The sequence below is a fragment of the Alteromonas lipotrueae genome (assembly GCF_019249215.1).
GTDB lineage: Bacteria > Pseudomonadota > Gammaproteobacteria > Enterobacterales > Alteromonadaceae > Alteromonas > Alteromonas lipotrueae.
The window spans coordinates 1-15,414 of the sequence record NZ_JAESDI010000008.1 but is presented as its reverse complement, the minus strand read 5'-3'; the positions used below and the strand labels follow the sequence as shown (position 1 = coordinate 15,414).

Below are 15,414 nucleotides of genomic sequence, written 5' to 3'. Positions count from 1 at the left end.
TTGTTCTACTGCTTATTTCCGGCTGCTTTTATCAGCGATGTCGTAAAAAGCACAGTTTGTTACCCATAAGAGTGCTACTTCATGTTTACGTTACGAAATGCCACGCAGTTTAGCCACCACAAAGGCTGGCTATTCTTTACTTTTACTATCGTCGCACTGGCTAGCTCATTAAGCCTAACTTTTGGCAACCCCAAGCCACTCGCCATTATATCTGGATTAGATATTGTGGGTGAGGGCAGTGTAGTGCTACTGACGCTAGGCTGGATTGTAGCCGTGTTGGCCAGTCGGCCTCCTGGCAAGGTAACCAGCTTGCTAATTGTAGGTTTAGTGTTTTTCCTCTTCTCAATGACACTCGACTTGCTTGATGAGTTTTTACGTTATCCTGAGTCTGCTGTGTGGCTTAGCATGATTGAGTCTATACCTGCTGCAATCGGCATGATAATAATGACAGCCGCGCTGTATCTGTGGCATTTAGAACAGCGTGCAATCAACATGCAACTTCGCCGCCGTGAATGGGACTATCGAGATCACCAAGAAATCGATCCTATTACCCAGTTGTATCGAGGCGATTACTGGCAATCACGGGTTACCGCATTGCAAGCGTCTGGGAATAGTGGCTATGTGGCCATTATCGATATTAATGAATTTTCTTATTTTAATCGGCGCTATGGACAAGCCGAAGGCGACCGTTATTTACACGAAGTCGCCCAATTGGTTGTGATGAACCTGAGACAACAAGATTTAGCTTGTCGGTATGCCGGCGATAGGTTCGCGCTATTACTGCCTAATGTGAATGAAGCTGAAGCACAAGGTATCGTTAAAGAAGTTAGAGCAAGTATCGGCCATGTGGCGTTTCGCTATAAGGAAGACACGGCTGCCATTTATACCAGTGCGCGTGCAGTGGTGGCGCCACTTGGTGTGGAAGCTTCGCTAAACGCTACCTTGCAGCATTTACTACTTCAGCTTGAAGACGGCGATAGGCTTGATGGTACTGATGGGAGTAATAAGCGCAGTAAATCCGGCACTAAAAGCGGTAGCAGGAACGCTGCATAGTGATAGCTAATTCAACACCAGCACTTACGATTGTACCAGTGACTAAGTCGGACAAGGTGATACCCGCGTATCACCTTGTAAACGCTGTGCTCGACGTCGCCATTCCCCGAGGAGCAAGTAAAGACAAGATACTTCGCGGCACAGGGATTTTTGACGATAGTCTTACGGTGAATACACGTATTAGCGCTAAACAATGTATTGCCTTACTGTCAAATGTAAGAGGGCAATGCAAAGGTAACGATGTTAGCTTTCTGATAGGAAAGAGTTTAGGTGGGGTATGGCTGCGTGCAGATTTAGCCGATATTAAACATAGCCAAAACCTTGAGCAAGCGATTGAAACGCTTATCGCAATACGTTGGGGAAGTATTCCCTTGGTATCGTTTAAGCGCTTTACCCTGCAAGATAAATACATATGGGTGTTACAAGACACCATGGGGTGTGAAAAAAAAGGTAATCAAAAGCTGTGGCCATTTATTGCCCAGCTGTATTTATCTATGCTGGTGGCCTTGTTGAAGCAGTGGACCGGCACTCGTTTACCTTTACGCTTTACAATGGATTCCGATAGACCGCGCAATGTTCAAGATTTTGAGACTTACCTGGGGCTTCGAGTTACTTTCAATGCGCCGTTAATGTCTATAACGCTTCCCAAATCTTGTATGGTGAGTCCTTTTCCTTTTGCTATTGAGAAAAGTACGTGTGTTGAAAGTGGCTATGACGAAAACGCCAATCATAAATGTGAGGGGGGGAAGAGTGCAGAGTATCAGCAACCTCAAACCCAATCCCCTTCACATCTGAGTTTACTCGACTACATAAGAAGTTTAACGTTGCAGGAGCCACAAAAAGGCTTAGCGGATTTAGCTGAAAGCTTGGGTTACAGTACCGCAACGTTAAAACGAAAGCTGAGCGATCATCACTACACGTATCGTGGGCTAAGCGAAGAAGCCCGGCGGCAACAAGCAATAGTATTACTGGCGCTTAAAAAGCTAAACAACGAACAAAGCGCCTCTCAAATGGCCTTTTCCGACCTCCCTAATTTTCGCCGTGCGGTAAAACGGTTAACTGGCTTGACCCCAAGTGAGCTTCGCGCCCGTTAATTTACTTTGCATTGGGTGCAAAACCTTTTATCCTTTCGTTTGTTTTTGCGAAAGCTTGCTTAAACAAACGCGCTTACATAAACGGGTTTAGACATAATCGTTTATACGTAACGCGTATTATAGGTAAACTAATTGTCGGCCATTCGCCGAGCCCATTCCGATCTAAAGAAGTAGAGTTTTCTGTGCAGCAATCAAATTCAAAAAGCCAACCTTTACCTAACCCGATGGGATTAACACCCATTTTATTATTCGTTGTTTTGGTGGTAGCTACAGGGCTTATTACTAACGATATTACTGCTATGCCAATTTTAGTAGCGTTCTTTATTAGTGCAGGTTACGGCTTATGCTTAAACCCTAAAGGTAAAAAGGTAAGTTTCTCAGAAAAAGTACAAACGTTTTGCAAAGGCGGCGGTGATAAAAACATTATTTTACTGGTGCTGATATTTCTTCTTGCAGGCGCGTTCTACGCAGTCACCATCGATATAGGTGCTCGCGATGCTACGGTAAATATGGCATTGCAATTTGTACCCACCGCCATGATTTTACCCGGGCTATTTTTAATTTGCTGCTTTATCTCGTTTGCCATGGGGACTTCAATGGGCACCATTACCGCGCTTTCACCCATAGGGGCTGGGCTGGCAAATAGCTTAGGCTTACCTGTTGAACTTGCCCTAGGTGTGGTAGTGGGCGGCGCTATGTTTGGTGATAATTTGTCGTTTGTATCAGACACCACTATTGCGGCCACCCGAACCCAAGGCGTACAGCTAAAAGACAAATTTCGTGCAAATTTGATGGTAGCGTTACCAGCTTGCCTTGCCACCATGGTGTTACTACTCGTCTTTGTTGATGTAGATACCTCAGAACTTATTGACACCAAAGAGTACGATGCATGGCGTATACTGCCTTACTTATTCATTATCGGGTTCGCGCTAACCGGTTTTAACGTTATTACTGTATTGGCAGTGGGCATTGCAACTGCTTGTGTGGTGGGGTTAATGCAAGGCAGTTTCACAGTGCTTACTATGATGCACAGCATTCAAAAAGGCATGGGCTGGATGCAAGACCTCGCCATGATTGCCATTACCATTGGCGGGATTGTGGCCTTGATGCATGCAAACGGTGGAATTAACTGGCTGATAAACCGCTTAACCAAGCGCGTTACCAGCAAAAAAGGCGCAGAGTTTAGCATTGCTGGCTTGGTAAGCTTTTTAGATATAACCACCGCTAACAATACCATTGCAATTGTCACTGCTGGTCCTATCGCGAGCGATTTAAACGAAAAGTATGGGGTAGATCCTCGTCGTACTGCATCACTACTCGATATTTTCTCTTGTAGCTTTCAAGGGCTAGTGCCTTATGGTGCGCAGTTATTAAGTGCCGCTGCGGTAGTAGGTATATCGCCGCTAGCCATTACGCCTTATTGTTGGTACCCCATGCTTATTTTTGTGTTTGGCTTACTGGCGATATGGTTCAACTTTCCCACATTTGAACAGAAAAATGACGATGAATTAACAGAAGCTTCGGCCGCCGTGAAATAGCGCTTCTCAACGTTGTTGTGTTCAGCATAAACTAACATTCGACATTGAATACGTATTGCATATCTATGCCTAAGGGTATTAACGATTGGTAACTCAAACCAGTTGTTAATACCTGCAGCAATAGCGATGGTTCACATTGGCAGTTAACGCGAGTAAACGTCGCCTCGTTACTGTTCTAGCAGGGTAAATATCCGGTTCGTATCACTATGCTACACGCTACGGTGATTAGCGGTGGAAATTTAAAGCAACTTCTTCTAGGATCGACCTCCGCTGTCTAGCCGTATATAAAAGCACAGGCTATTTTGACAGCAATGGTTAACAGTTCGTTTCGCTATTAAGCACCGTAAGTACAGATAGTACAGTTCGTATCACCCAGTTCGTATTAAAAAGTAGGATGGTAAATTGTCTTCACCTAACGCGCCCTCGTCGCCTGTCGCTTTTCAGATTAAACCGTTATATGAAAAACTCGATAATTGTCTGTCGGTGGATAAATTCCCGTTAAAACGGCGTATTCAGCAGTTCACGAGGCAGCTTAATAGCAGTGAAAAGGTAAAGGATAATAACCAAACTGAATCTGCTGCCGATAGCCCGCAAAGCAAGTTAGCCACTCGATACGACAAGCTCGCCAATGATATTCAAGCGTCGGTAGATAAGCGTGCGGTCAGGCTTAAGAATTTACCTGAAGTCACCTATCCACCATTGCCGGTTAGCGATAAAAAAGACGATATTAAAGCAGCCATTGCAGCAAATCAGGTGGTGATTGTAGCGGGTGAAACCGGCTCGGGTAAAACAACCCAGTTGCCGAAAATATGTTTAGAGCTTGGCCGTGGTGTCAGCGGCATGATAGCGCATACCCAGCCACGTCGATTGGCTGCTCGCAGTGTGGCAACTCGTATTGCCGAAGAGCTGAACACGCCGCTAGGTGAAAAGGTAGGCTTTAAGATTCGTTTTAGCGATCAGGTTAGCGAGCGAAGCTACGTAAAACTGATGACAGACGGTATGTTGCTGGCAGAAATGCAAAACGACCGTTTCTTGAATCAGTACGACACCATTATTATTGATGAAGCCCACGAACGTAGCTTAAACATCGACTTCTTGCTGGGCTATTTAAGGCAGCTATTAGACAAGCGCCCTGAACTTAAACTCATTATTACCTCGGCAACCATCGACCCCGAACGATTCTCGATGCACTTTAATAATGCGCCTATTATTGAAGTGAGTGGACGTACGTATCCGGTTGAAATTCGTTATCACAGCCCTGAAGACAATGAGAACGATATCGATCAAACCGACGCCATTGTGGGAGCGGTTGATGAGCTATTAACCGAGAAACCGGGCGATATTTTGGTGTTCTTAAGTGGGGAGCGTGAAATTCGCGACACCCAAGATGCGCTAATGCGCAGGCAATACCGTAATACTGAAATAGTACCTTTGTATGCTAGGCTTTCCGCCGCAGAACAAAACCGTATTTTCCAGTCTCACACCGGTAGGCGCATTGTATTGTCTACCAACGTGGCAGAAACTTCGCTAACTGTGCCGGGCATTAAGTATGTTATCGACCCTGGTGTGGCCCGTATTTCACGCTATAGCGCCCGAAGTAAAGTACAGCGGTTGCCTATAGAAGCTATATCACAAGCTTCTGCGAATCAGCGGGCTGGGCGATGCGGACGTGTTTCCGATGGTATCTGTATTCGCTTATACAGTGAAGATGACTACCTAGGCCGCCCTGAATTTACCGACCCCGAGATACTGCGTACTAACTTGGCCTCTGTTATTTTACAAATGCTTGCGTTGGGGTTAGGGGATATCGCCGATTTTCCTTTTGTACAGCCGCCCGATAACCGTAACATTAATGACGGCTTTAGGTTGCTAGAAGAAATTCAGGCCATTGTGAAACAAAAAGGCCGCATGCAGCTTACTAAAATGGGCAGGCAGATTGCCCGTTTACCTATCGACCCTCGCTACGCCCGCATGGTGGTGGAAGCGCAGCGCACTAACGCGTTGATGGAAGTGATGGTCATTGCCGCAGGACTATCTATTCAAGACCCCCGTGAACGCCCACAGGATAAACGCCAACAGGCGGATGAAAAGCACAGCGAATATACCGATAAAGACTCAGACTTTATTAGTTTGTATAACCTGTGGGATGCCTTTAAAGCGCAGCAAAATGAATTAAGCCAGAACCATCTTCGTAAATGGTGTAAGAACCAATTTATCAATTACCTGCGTATGCGCGAATGGCAGGACATTGTTAGCCAACTTAAAAAGTCGGTGGCCGAACTTGGGTTTGGCATTGTGAAAAACGAGCCAGATTATCAAGCTATTCACGAAGCCATTGCCAGTGGTTTGCTTTCGCATATTGGCTTTAAAGATAAAGACAGAGAATACTTAGGCTCGCGTAATACGCGTTTTATGGTATTCCCGGGGTCTGGGCTTTCTAAGTCGCAGCCTAAATGGGTAATGGCGGCTGAATTAGTGGAAACCTCTAAGCTATTTGCTCGAATGGTGGCGAAAATTGATCCCGCGTGGATAGAGTCAATAGCCGGGCATGTTAGTCAACACAGTTATTCTGAGCCTCATTGGTCGAAAAAACGCGGTGCGGTTATCGCGTTTGAAAAAGTAACCTTGTTTGGCTTACCCATAGTGATGAAGCGGGCCAAAGTATATAGCTTAATTGACCCGCCGGTATGCCACGAGCTCTTTATTCGCGAAGGCTTAGTTGAGGGTAACACACGACTTAACTTTGGTTTCTTAAAAGAAAACCAAGCCTTGCTTGAACAAGCCGATGAGTTTGAACAAAAAACTCGCCGCCGTGATCTTTTGGTTGATGACGACGAACTGGTACGTTTTTATGCCTCCCGTATTCCAGTGGAAGCGAATAATGAAGCGGCGTTTAAAAAATGGTACAAAAATCAAGAAGCGTTAGCTAAACAAGCGGGCGGAGAAAAGTCGGGCGGCAAAAAGATAAGTGAAGTGCTTACCTTTACCGAAGAAGACGTGTATCGCCAGCAGCCAGGCCAATCCATAGAAAACGCGTTTCCTGATGCGTGGCGACAGGGCAACATTACCATGGGGCTTCGTTATCATTTTGAGCCGAATGCGGATGACGATGGCGTTAGCGTGATTATTCCTTTGCCGGTACTCAATCAAGTGGAAAATATTGGCTTTGATTGGCAAGTGGCAGGGCTACGACATGAACGCATAGTGTCAATGATCAGAACCTTACCAAAGCGCTTACGCCGCAATTTTGTGCCTGCGCCTAACTTTGCGGATGCCTGCATTGCTGATATCAGTGAAACGGATAAAAACGGCCGGCCAGTTAGCCTTGTAGAGGCTGTAACGGCTAAACTACGTAAAATGACAGGCATTACCGTAGAAGAAGATGAATGGAACCTTTCTCAGCTTGATAGGCACCTAATCATGCACTTTACCGTGGTAAACGATAAAGGCGAAACCATTGCGCGCTCAGACGATTTGCACGCCCTTAAACAGCAATGTGCTGGGCAAGTAAAAGAAACCTTTGAAAAGGCGGCTACGCCTGAGCTTGAGCGTAGTGGTATTGAAAGTTGGGATTTCGACACTTTACCTACTACTTTTGCGCAAAAGATGGGGGGCTTTGAAGTACAAGCCTTCCCTGCATTAGTGGAGAAGGGCGATAAGGTAGATATTGCACTCATTGACGAGCCAGAAAAAGCGCAATCTATGCACCGAAAAGGTGTGAACGTGTTGATTAAAAACGCCATGCCGTCGCCGCTTAATTATTTACAAAGTAAGCTGCCCAATAAAGCGAAGCTGGGTCTTTACTTTAATCCGTTTGGGCAAATTAAAGCGCTTATTGATGATTGTATTTTTGCCGGTATAGATGCGCTGGTGGGCGAGTATTGTGAAAAGCACAATACAGATATTCGTAACAAAGCTGATTTCGATGCGTGCGTAGATATAGTGCGCGCTGAAATTAACGACAAAGTACTAGAAATAGCGAAACAGGTAGAGCAGGGCTTAACCCTTGCTCACCAATGCCAAAAGCAAATGAAAGGCAATGTGCCCCTTAACATGATAAACGCATTAGGCGACTGCAAAGGGCACCTTTCTAGCTTGGTATTCCCGGGGTTTGTATCGGATATAGGTGAAGCGCGACTTAACGATTGGAATCGGTATATAAAAGGGTTATCTCGTCGTCTAGAAAAGCTACCGATTGATCCGAACAAAGACAGAATGCATCAACTCACCGTTGAGAAAGCGGTCAATGAGTGGGAAAAAGCGTGTGGTAAATACCCTAAAGGTAAAGTACCCCAAGCATTATTAGATGCACGTTGGATGATTGAAGAATTAAGGGTGTCTTTATTTGCGCAAGCATTAGGTACGGCTTACCCTATATCGGCAAAGCGTATCTCACTGTTTTTAGCCGACTTCTAGCTGGGAAACTAAGGGCCTTGATTAATTTCCCCAAAAACAGAAACTAATTTTCTAAATATAATCGGACAATTCTTGGTTAGTCTGATTGACAAGCAGCCAACCTCGCCCTATAACAGGTAGAGCAACATGTGGTTTGAATACGTAGTGGAGATGTAGAAATGTTGGGATACGATGATAAGCGAAACTTTTTCAGGATGATGGTTAATTCGCCTTGTCAGTTACAGGTTACTGATGATGAATCGAGCCGCACTATGCAAGCGATGTGTAAAGACATCAGCGCGACGGGCATGTCTTTAGAAGTAGATGAACCATCGATAGAAATTGGTACGCAAGTTAGCGTTGCCATAGATTCTCCAAGCTCTCAAGTGCCCTCATTAGCAGCTATTGCTACTGTGGTTCGCTGTGAGCCAGATACAGAATCTAGCTGTTTAATTGGGGTTGAAATCTCAGAAATGAAGTAGGCTGTACAAGGGCGTTCATTAGCCTAGGCTTATTTATGACTCACGAATGCTTTCGTGAGTCAGTCTAGCTCTGTCAACCTTGTAATTAGTGTTAGTATTAGCGCCATTTTGACAACCCATTGCTGACAACCAATATTCCCACTTCCCCTGTAAAATGCCTAAAACGCTGAAATATCTAGCTGACTGAACGCAGTGGCTAATACCTCTATGCTTATCACGTACAAAGCAACGCCTTGTATGATATTAAAATCGAATAAGTCGATGGCGCCCTTCGTAAAAATCAATTGTCTTTGATGTATCTAATCGATAATAATTCTTATTAACGATTCGAGACAAACTTATTAGGTTAATCATTATGAAAAAGACAATCACTTTTGCGTGTATGCACTTCACCGTCGCTTTTACAGTGGCATATTTATTAACAGGTAGTGCAGTAGTGGGTGGGGCAGTAGCCTTAGTTGAGCCAGCTGTAAATACGGTGGTATTTTATTTTCACGAGCGAGTCTGGAAGAAATTTGAGAACCAGCCTAAAGACCAAGCTAGCGATCAGCAACTACGTAGTGGTCCTGAGCAGGCTTTTGCTTCAAATGAGATGACATTGGCATCATAAGCGTTTACTAAGTTTGCCTCTTATTTGAATTTTCGAAGAACGTGGCACTAAAGGTGAGTTAAGTCTAATAACACTTAATAAAACCTTAGCGCCACGTTTTTTTATGCTTAATGAATTAAACAGTAACCCTGTATTAATTTGCTTTTATTCGTCTGTAACGTGTATTTCGTTGGATGTAAAAAGTACGCCTGAAATTACAGATCGGTAACTTCACAAACCAAACCTTTCAAGTAATACCCTTCAGGATAACTGCCTATCACAGGATGATCGGTGGCTTGGTTAAGTCGCGCAATAATCTTAATGGTTCTTCCTGCATCCAATGCCGCATCAGCCACAATTTTTTGAAACAGGTCGGCTGGCATCAAGCCAGAACAGCTGAAGGTAAGCAGTAATCCACCATTTCTCACCGCATGAATACCGTACAGGTTTATATCTTTATAACCCCGGGCAGCACGGTTTAGCGAAGCTTTATTGTCGATAAACTTAGGTGGGTCGAGGATAACCATATCAAATTGGTCTTTGCGTTCGTGGTATTCACGCAACTGCTTAAATACATCTTTTTTGACGTAATGACTTTTGTTTTCATCTAAACCATTTAACGCCACATGCTGCTTAGCAAGGTCGAGTGCAGGCTGAGAAACATCCACATTGGTAACCGATTTAGCGCCGCCTTGTAGTGCGTAACAAGAAAAGGTGCCGGTATAGCTAAAGCAATTAAGCACGTCAGCGTCTTTGGCATAATGTGCAGCGGCAGCACGGCTATCTCGTTGATCAAGATAAAAGCCTGTTTTGTGGCCGTTCTCTATATCAACAACGATAGAAAGCCCATTTTCTTTTACGGTAACTTGCATAGGTGGCTCGCCGCTCACCACACCTGTAACGGGCTCTAAACCTTCCTTTTTACGTACATCAACATCGCTTCGCTCGTAAACGTGGGTACCGGGCTTTAACTTGTTTATTGCCCACACAATTTTATCTCGGTGCTTCTCGGCCCCAGCGCTTAATAGTTGCAATACGGCTACGTTGTCGTACAAATCTATGGTAACACCTGGAAGGCCATCACTCTCAGATGCAATCCAGCGAAATGCATTGGTGACTTCTGGGTCAAATAAACGCATTCTCAAATTAAGCGCAATTTCCATACGGCGTAAAAAGAATGCGTTATCGATGCTTTCTTCTTTACTAAAGGTCCACATGCGTACGCGAATTTGCGAAGTAGGAGAGTAAGCGCCGCGACCTAACCAATCACCTTCTGAATCGAACACATCAACAGTGTCACCACTGCGCCCTCTACCTTTTAGTTCTGCCACGGCGCTTTCAAACACCCAAGGGTGGCGACGACGAAGGGATTTATCTCTATTAGGGTGCAAAATAACTTGTGATGACATGAAACGTACTCTATTTCTTGAATTAGCTAGGAAGTGGGTATTGCATTGAAAGCCTTTAGCAAGTGAACGGCCCTTGCAACCACACGTAAGCGGCGGGGCGAAGTATAGCGATAAAGCGTTGCCTATGCGAATGATTACCCAGTTTACTGACCAGAACTTAACTATTTTATTAAGTTTGAAAGTAAGTTTGTTTAGGCAGCGCAGGCCATAGATAACACACAGGGTTATAGCAAACTATTGGTAATCATGAGTATTGTTTCAATAACCTTAAGTTACATTGGTTTACGTCTCATTTTGCACAATAAAATAGGTGTTAGCGGTATGAGGCTAAAATTGCCAACTCAATTATGCACCAAAAATTATCACCCACGTAATCATAGGTTAACAAATTTATTCATGCTATCACTAACGTGCAAAGACACACTGCACCCCCAGTGAAATTCCAAAAAAGAGGATACTAATGCAATTTGTAAACTTCGAAAAAGGCTGTGCACCAGAAGGCCTAACAATAGCAGAGGTTGATGCGCCCGTACTCACCGACGATAAAGTACTAGTGCAAGTACACGCCTTTGGTGTGAACCGAGCCGATACATTGCAACGCCAAGGGCACTATCCTCCCCCCCCTGGTGAAAGTGAGATTTTAGGGCTTGAGGTTGCCGGTGAGGTCATAGAGGTAGGCGCTACAGTCAGTGAGTGGAAAGTGGGAGATAAGGTCTTTGGATTGGTTGCAGGCGGTGGTTATGCACAGCAAGTTGCTGTTAACCCGCAGCATTTAATGCACGTTCCTGAAAATATGCCGTATAGCACGGCGGCAGGGCTTGCCGAGGTGTTTCTTACTGCATTTCAGTGCTTGCGTCTTATTTCGAACGTAAAACCAGCAGAGCGGGTTCTCATTCACGGTGGTGCCAGTGGTGTGGGATTAGCCGCCACTCAGCTTTGCCATTATTGGGGAGTAGAAAGTGCAGTTACCGCATCATCCCAAGCAAAGCTAGCGCAGTGTAAGCAAAACGGCGCTAACCTGCTGATAAATTACAAAACGCAAAATTTTGCTGAAGAGGTACAAGCCCATTGGCCTGAGGGCGTGAATATGGTGCTTGATATGGTGGGTGGCGATTATTTAAATCGAAACCTTCACATTCTAAAGCGAGACGGCATTGTCGTTTACCTCGCCATGTTGGCTGGGCGTTATGCCGACAACCTTGATATGGCGTTAATGTTGGGAAAACGAGCCAGAATACAAGGTACTACGCTGCGTAACAGAACCGATGACTACAAAAGCGCGCTTATTAGTGACTTCTCGACAACCTGTTTACCTGCATTCACCTCGGGCGAGCTTAGCGTAAACATAGATACGGTATACGCAATAAGTGATGTCGCAAAATCTCACGCACGATTAGAAAGTAACGACACGCAAGGAAAGATAGTTGTAGAGTGGTAGTGAGACGCGAAAAATAAAAACAATTTAGCGTAATAAAAGAAAAGGCGATGCTGCCTTTTCTTTTCGCAAAATCACTAACCTTTACCTATAGAGGTGTTTGCTTGCAAATCTATTGGCCTTGTAAGCTATTAGCCCTTAAAGTAATTAGCCTGTAAAGCCACTATCTGGTGTTGTAGGTTTGGCTTCTGCCGCGCCACGCGCTAAGTCATCGCAGCGTTCATTTTCAGGGTGACCCGAGTGGCCTTTTACCCAGTGCCAATTAATTTTATGCTTGCTAACTGCCTCATCAAGGCGTTTCCAAAGGTCGGCATTTTTTACCGCTTTTTTGTCTGATGTGCGCCAGCCGTTCTTACGCCAGTTGTGGATCCATTGATTGATACCGTTTTTCACATACTGGCTATCTGTCGTTAATTCAACGTTGCAGGGCTCAGTTAAGCTGTTTAATGCTTCAATAGGCGCCATTAATTCCATACGATTGTTGGTCGTATGCGCAAATCCGCCACTTAGCTCTTTACGGTGACTGTTATAAACGAGTACAGCGCCATAGCCGCCTGGGCCTGGGTTTCCAAGGCATGAGCCATCAGTAAAAATGTGAATGGTTTTTTGAGCCACTGGGTGTCCTTAAATTATTTACTTTCATATTTCGCTTTTCCCTTAGCCTGTGGCGAAGGGGTTGATATACTATCAAAAAACAAAAGGTAAGATTAGAGGAATCATGCGTCAGATTGTACTAGATACAGAAACTACAGGTATCGACCCTAAAGAAGGTCACCGAGTGATTGAAATTGGGTGTGTTGAGCTGGTTAACCGTAAACTTACTGGCAATCACTTTCATGTATACATTAATCCTGGCCGTCAAATAGAACAAGAGGCCATTGATGTTCATGGTATTACCAACGAGTTCTTAACCGATAAGCCTACATTTAGAGATGTAGCCGAAGATTTCGTGAATTTTATTCGCGGTGCTCAATTAGTTATCCATAACGCGCCCTTCGATGTAGGCTTTATGGATCACGAATTTGGGATGGAACCGAAAACCCGTGGCGTTATCACCAAAGATATTTGTAGTGTGCTTGATACCTTGGCGGTTGCGCGCAAAATGCACCCAGGACAAAAGAACAACCTAGATGCGTTGTGTAAGCGTTATGGCATAGACAACAGCCATCGTGAGCTTCACGGCGCATTACTGGATGCTGAAATACTCGCCGACGTATACCTGCTAATGACCGGTGGGCAGACAAAGCTTAATTTGGCATCTAAGGGCAGCGGTGAAAACCAATCAGATGCACTTCGGCGGTTGAACAGAAACGGAAATAAATTAAAGGTTATCAAGGCTAGCGCCGATGAATTAGCACAGCATGAATCCCGTTTAGATATCGTAGAAAAAGCAGGGGGTAAATGTTTGTGGCGCCCAGAGCAAAACGATGCATAGCTAATTCAGGTGCAGGTTATGGTGTGTAGCCTTAGCTACTAGCCGTACTTAACCATTTTTAAAATACATTTCCAAAGGAGCGGGCAACAGTGAAAGTAGGTGTGATGAAACTAGTGTTGGCGTTGTGCCTATTAGGATGTACTGCATCGGTATTTTCACAAGATACTTCGCTGCCAGCTCCGTCATCACAGGGCACGCAAGCCGACACTGCGCCTTCACCTATTACTGACTTGGGGGATGAATACGAGAACTCGATTAAATTATTACAGAATCGTTTTCGTATTGACTACAACGTGAAAGAGGTCTCCATGATTTTCTTTCGTGAATACGGCTCTGCTCCCGTAGTATTAGTTCGCCCCGATGGTTCAAAGCTGTTTCAAGGTAGGGTGGACGAGGCCAACGTTAAGTGGTTCGACGCCGATACCTTTGATATGATCACCATTGAAAATCCTATGCCTGGCCCTTGGCAGGCGGTAGGTCAGGTTAACCCAGCAAGTCGGGTTATGGTCATTTCTGATATTAAGCTTCACGCCACACCGCTTCCCAGCATTCTCTTTTCTGGCGAAATATTAAAATCTACAGCTTACCTAACCAATGGTGGCGAAAAAATTGACAACAAACAGTTTCGTGATGTAGTGGAATTGTCTATTGAGTTTGAAAGTGCCAATGACCCCAATTATGACAACTTTGGTGCTAACGAAGCAGAAATCGCAAAGTTTGAAGATAACGGGCGGGGCATGGATGAGCGTCCTATGGATGGGGTGTTTACTGGCCAATTCAATTTAAAAGTGGCGGCGGGTAAATGGCAGCCTGTGTATCGGGTAGACACACCAATGTTCACTCGAGAACAAATTGGTACACCCATTATACTGCACACCAACCCTGTTTATGTAGATGTTGAACTAGACGCTACCGATGGTACGGGAGATGGATATCATACCTTGTCCGTCGATGTAGATCGTGAACTCGTCAACATAGAGTCACTTCTTATTGACGGCAAAATTAGATTTCCAAACGCAGATATACAAAACTTTTCGTTAACCGAAGGTGGCGATGGTGTAAGAGAGCACCTTATTGTTGCTTATGAAGAGGGGGTTTATCGCGTTAAGCTAACAGCCTATGGCACAACATCGGATGGCCGAGACTTCATTTTGGATGTGCCTGAGTATAGTTTTTTGGCTGAAGCACCTGCGCCAGAAGTGATAGACCCGTTAATTGACGGAGAAGATCCGATTGTTGATGGTAGTGAAGATCGGCTCGCAATGGGCAATGGTTCAACATCCGCCAATCCAGAAAATACACAATCGATGGTTGAAGATGATGAAATGGATTCAGGTACGCTAACTCTACTTATTGTAGGGGTAAATGGCACGATTATTTTAATAGGTGTTATTGCTGCTGTTATTATTATTATCTTAAAAAGAAGAAAAGCCAGTGGTTCTGCATCTACAAAGTTAGCCACAAAAAAAGAAAATAAAAAAGCTAACAAGAAAATGGTCTCTGAATCTGACTTATCTCTTGATAATGAACCCAAGGGCTTTAAAAAATTACTGGCAAAGTTTAAGAAGTCGAAACCGGTAGAGTAGGGGCAATAAGTAGGCACATTCTTAGCGCTGAATAGCCGTAATAGGCGGACTTTTTTCTATTAATTAATACGAAAGTGCAAATAAGCTATCCTAAGGTGAGCGTGGCCTGTGGGAATAGCATGCTAGTTTTATGTGTACGAATTCCCGCCTGATTGAATTATATTTCAACATTGTGTTTATTTATCGTGCAAACAGTGCCCAGATGACAATTTTATTAATAAAAAGCATTGACTCTGTAAGGTCTAAACCGTATTATCTGCGCCGCAGTGAGGGCAAGGGGTTTTAACAACTCAACTAACTCACTGATAACATTGAAATTGTGGAGCGGTAGTTCAGTTGGTTAGAATACCGGCCTGTCACGCCGGGGGTCGCGGGTTCGAGTCCCGTCCGCTCCGCCA

Annotated in this window: 11 protein-coding genes and 1 tRNA gene; 10 read left to right on the top strand and 2 right to left on the bottom strand. The window is 44.6% G+C overall.

Translation table 11 applies throughout. The features are described 5' to 3' along the window. The first annotated feature begins 81 nt into the window (after positions 1-81). The 6 genes from JKP82_RS10645 to JKP82_RS10620 all read left to right on the top strand — a co-directional run bounded on the left by JKP82_RS10645 (position 82) and on the right by JKP82_RS10620 (position 9,172). A complete protein-coding gene (locus tag JKP82_RS10645; protein WP_232370622.1) occupies positions 82-1,053 on the top strand; it encodes a GGDEF domain-containing protein in 972 nt (323 codons plus the stop codon). Next, on the top strand, positions 1,053-2,147 hold the full coding sequence (locus tag JKP82_RS21025; RefSeq protein ID WP_159530908.1) for a helix-turn-helix domain-containing protein: 1,095 nt from the start codon (positions 1,053-1,055) through the stop codon (positions 2,145-2,147). The genes JKP82_RS10645 and JKP82_RS21025 overlap by 1 nt, the downstream gene beginning before the upstream one ends. 224 nt (positions 2,148-2,371) lie before the next feature. Next, on the top strand, positions 2,372-3,685 hold the full coding sequence (locus tag JKP82_RS10635; protein ID WP_218397136.1) for a Na+/H+ antiporter NhaC family protein: 1,314 nt from the start codon (positions 2,372-2,374) through the stop codon (positions 3,683-3,685). A 402-nt stretch (positions 3,686-4,087) separates the two neighbouring features. Continuing rightward, positions 4,088-8,101, top strand: coding sequence for an ATP-dependent RNA helicase HrpA (gene hrpA / locus JKP82_RS10630; protein WP_218396994.1), 4,014 nt, complete (start codon positions 4,088-4,090; stop codon positions 8,099-8,101). A 158-nt stretch (positions 8,102-8,259) separates the two neighbouring features. Then, positions 8,260-8,562 carry a PilZ domain-containing protein gene (locus tag JKP82_RS10625; protein ID WP_159530904.1) on the top strand — a complete coding sequence of 101 codons (303 nt, stop codon included), beginning with the start codon at positions 8,260-8,262 and terminating at the stop codon, positions 8,560-8,562. Positions 8,563-8,917: 355 nt separating this feature from the next. Beyond that, entirely contained in the window at positions 8,918-9,172 is a 255-nt protein-coding gene (locus tag JKP82_RS10620; RefSeq protein WP_159530902.1) for a DUF2061 domain-containing protein, read from the top strand. A 194-nt stretch (positions 9,173-9,366) separates the two neighbouring features. Here JKP82_RS10620 and JKP82_RS10615 read toward each other — a convergent pair whose 3' ends face one another. Continuing rightward, entirely contained in the window at positions 9,367-10,560 is a 1,194-nt protein-coding gene (locus JKP82_RS10615; protein ID WP_218396992.1) for a class I SAM-dependent rRNA methyltransferase, read from the bottom strand. 460 nt (positions 10,561-11,020) lie between these two features. Here JKP82_RS10615 and JKP82_RS10610 point away from each other — a divergent pair, with 460 nt between their 5' ends. Next, positions 11,021-11,998 carry an NAD(P)H-quinone oxidoreductase gene (locus JKP82_RS10610; RefSeq protein ID WP_218396990.1) on the top strand — a complete coding sequence of 326 codons (978 nt, stop codon included), beginning with the start codon at positions 11,021-11,023 and terminating at the stop codon, positions 11,996-11,998. Positions 11,999-12,142: 144 nt separating this feature from the next. On the opposite strand, the gene rnhA is transcribed toward JKP82_RS10610, so the two are convergent. Further along, positions 12,143-12,610, bottom strand: coding sequence for a ribonuclease HI (rnhA, locus tag JKP82_RS10605; protein ID WP_013784494.1), 468 nt, complete (start codon positions 12,608-12,610; stop codon positions 12,143-12,145). A 103-nt stretch (positions 12,611-12,713) separates the two neighbouring features. On the opposite strand from rnhA, the gene dnaQ reads away from it, so the two are divergent. The 3 genes from dnaQ to JKP82_RS10590 all read left to right on the top strand — a co-directional run bounded on the left by dnaQ (position 12,714) and on the right by JKP82_RS10590 (position 15,414). Beyond that, positions 12,714-13,430, top strand: a complete 717-nt coding sequence (dnaQ, locus tag JKP82_RS10600; RefSeq protein ID WP_013784493.1) for a DNA polymerase III subunit epsilon — start codon at positions 12,714-12,716, stop codon at positions 13,428-13,430. Between the two features lie 89 nt (positions 13,431-13,519). Next, complete coding sequence (locus JKP82_RS10595) at positions 13,520-15,016, top strand: TIGR03503 family protein (protein WP_218396988.1); 1,497 nt, start codon at positions 13,520-13,522, stop codon at positions 15,014-15,016. Between the two features lie 321 nt (positions 15,017-15,337). After that, a tRNA-Asp gene (locus tag JKP82_RS10590) sits at positions 15,338-15,414 on the top strand.

Excerpts from the sequence above, each read along its gene's own strand:
- JKP82_RS10645 (WP_232370622.1), top strand. The coding sequence starts at position 82 with ATGTTTACGTTACGAAATGCCACGCAGTTTAGCCACCACAAAGGCTGG.
- JKP82_RS10635 (WP_218397136.1), top strand. The coding sequence starts at position 2,372 with ATGGGATTAACACCCATTTTATTATTCGTTGTTTTGGTGGTAGCTACA.
- JKP82_RS10625 (WP_159530904.1), top strand. The coding sequence starts at position 8,260 with ATGTTGGGATACGATGATAAGCGAAACTTTTTCAGGATGATGGTTAAT.
- JKP82_RS10620 (WP_159530902.1), top strand. The coding sequence starts at position 8,918 with ATGAAAAAGACAATCACTTTTGCGTGTATGCACTTCACCGTCGCTTTT.
- JKP82_RS10615 (WP_218396992.1), bottom strand. The coding sequence starts at position 10,560 with ATGTCATCACAAGTTATTTTGCACCCTAATAGAGATAAATCCCTTCGT.
- JKP82_RS10610 (WP_218396990.1), top strand. The coding sequence starts at position 11,021 with ATGCAATTTGTAAACTTCGAAAAAGGCTGTGCACCAGAAGGCCTAACA.
- dnaQ (WP_013784493.1), top strand. The coding sequence starts at position 12,714 with ATGCGTCAGATTGTACTAGATACAGAAACTACAGGTATCGACCCTAAA.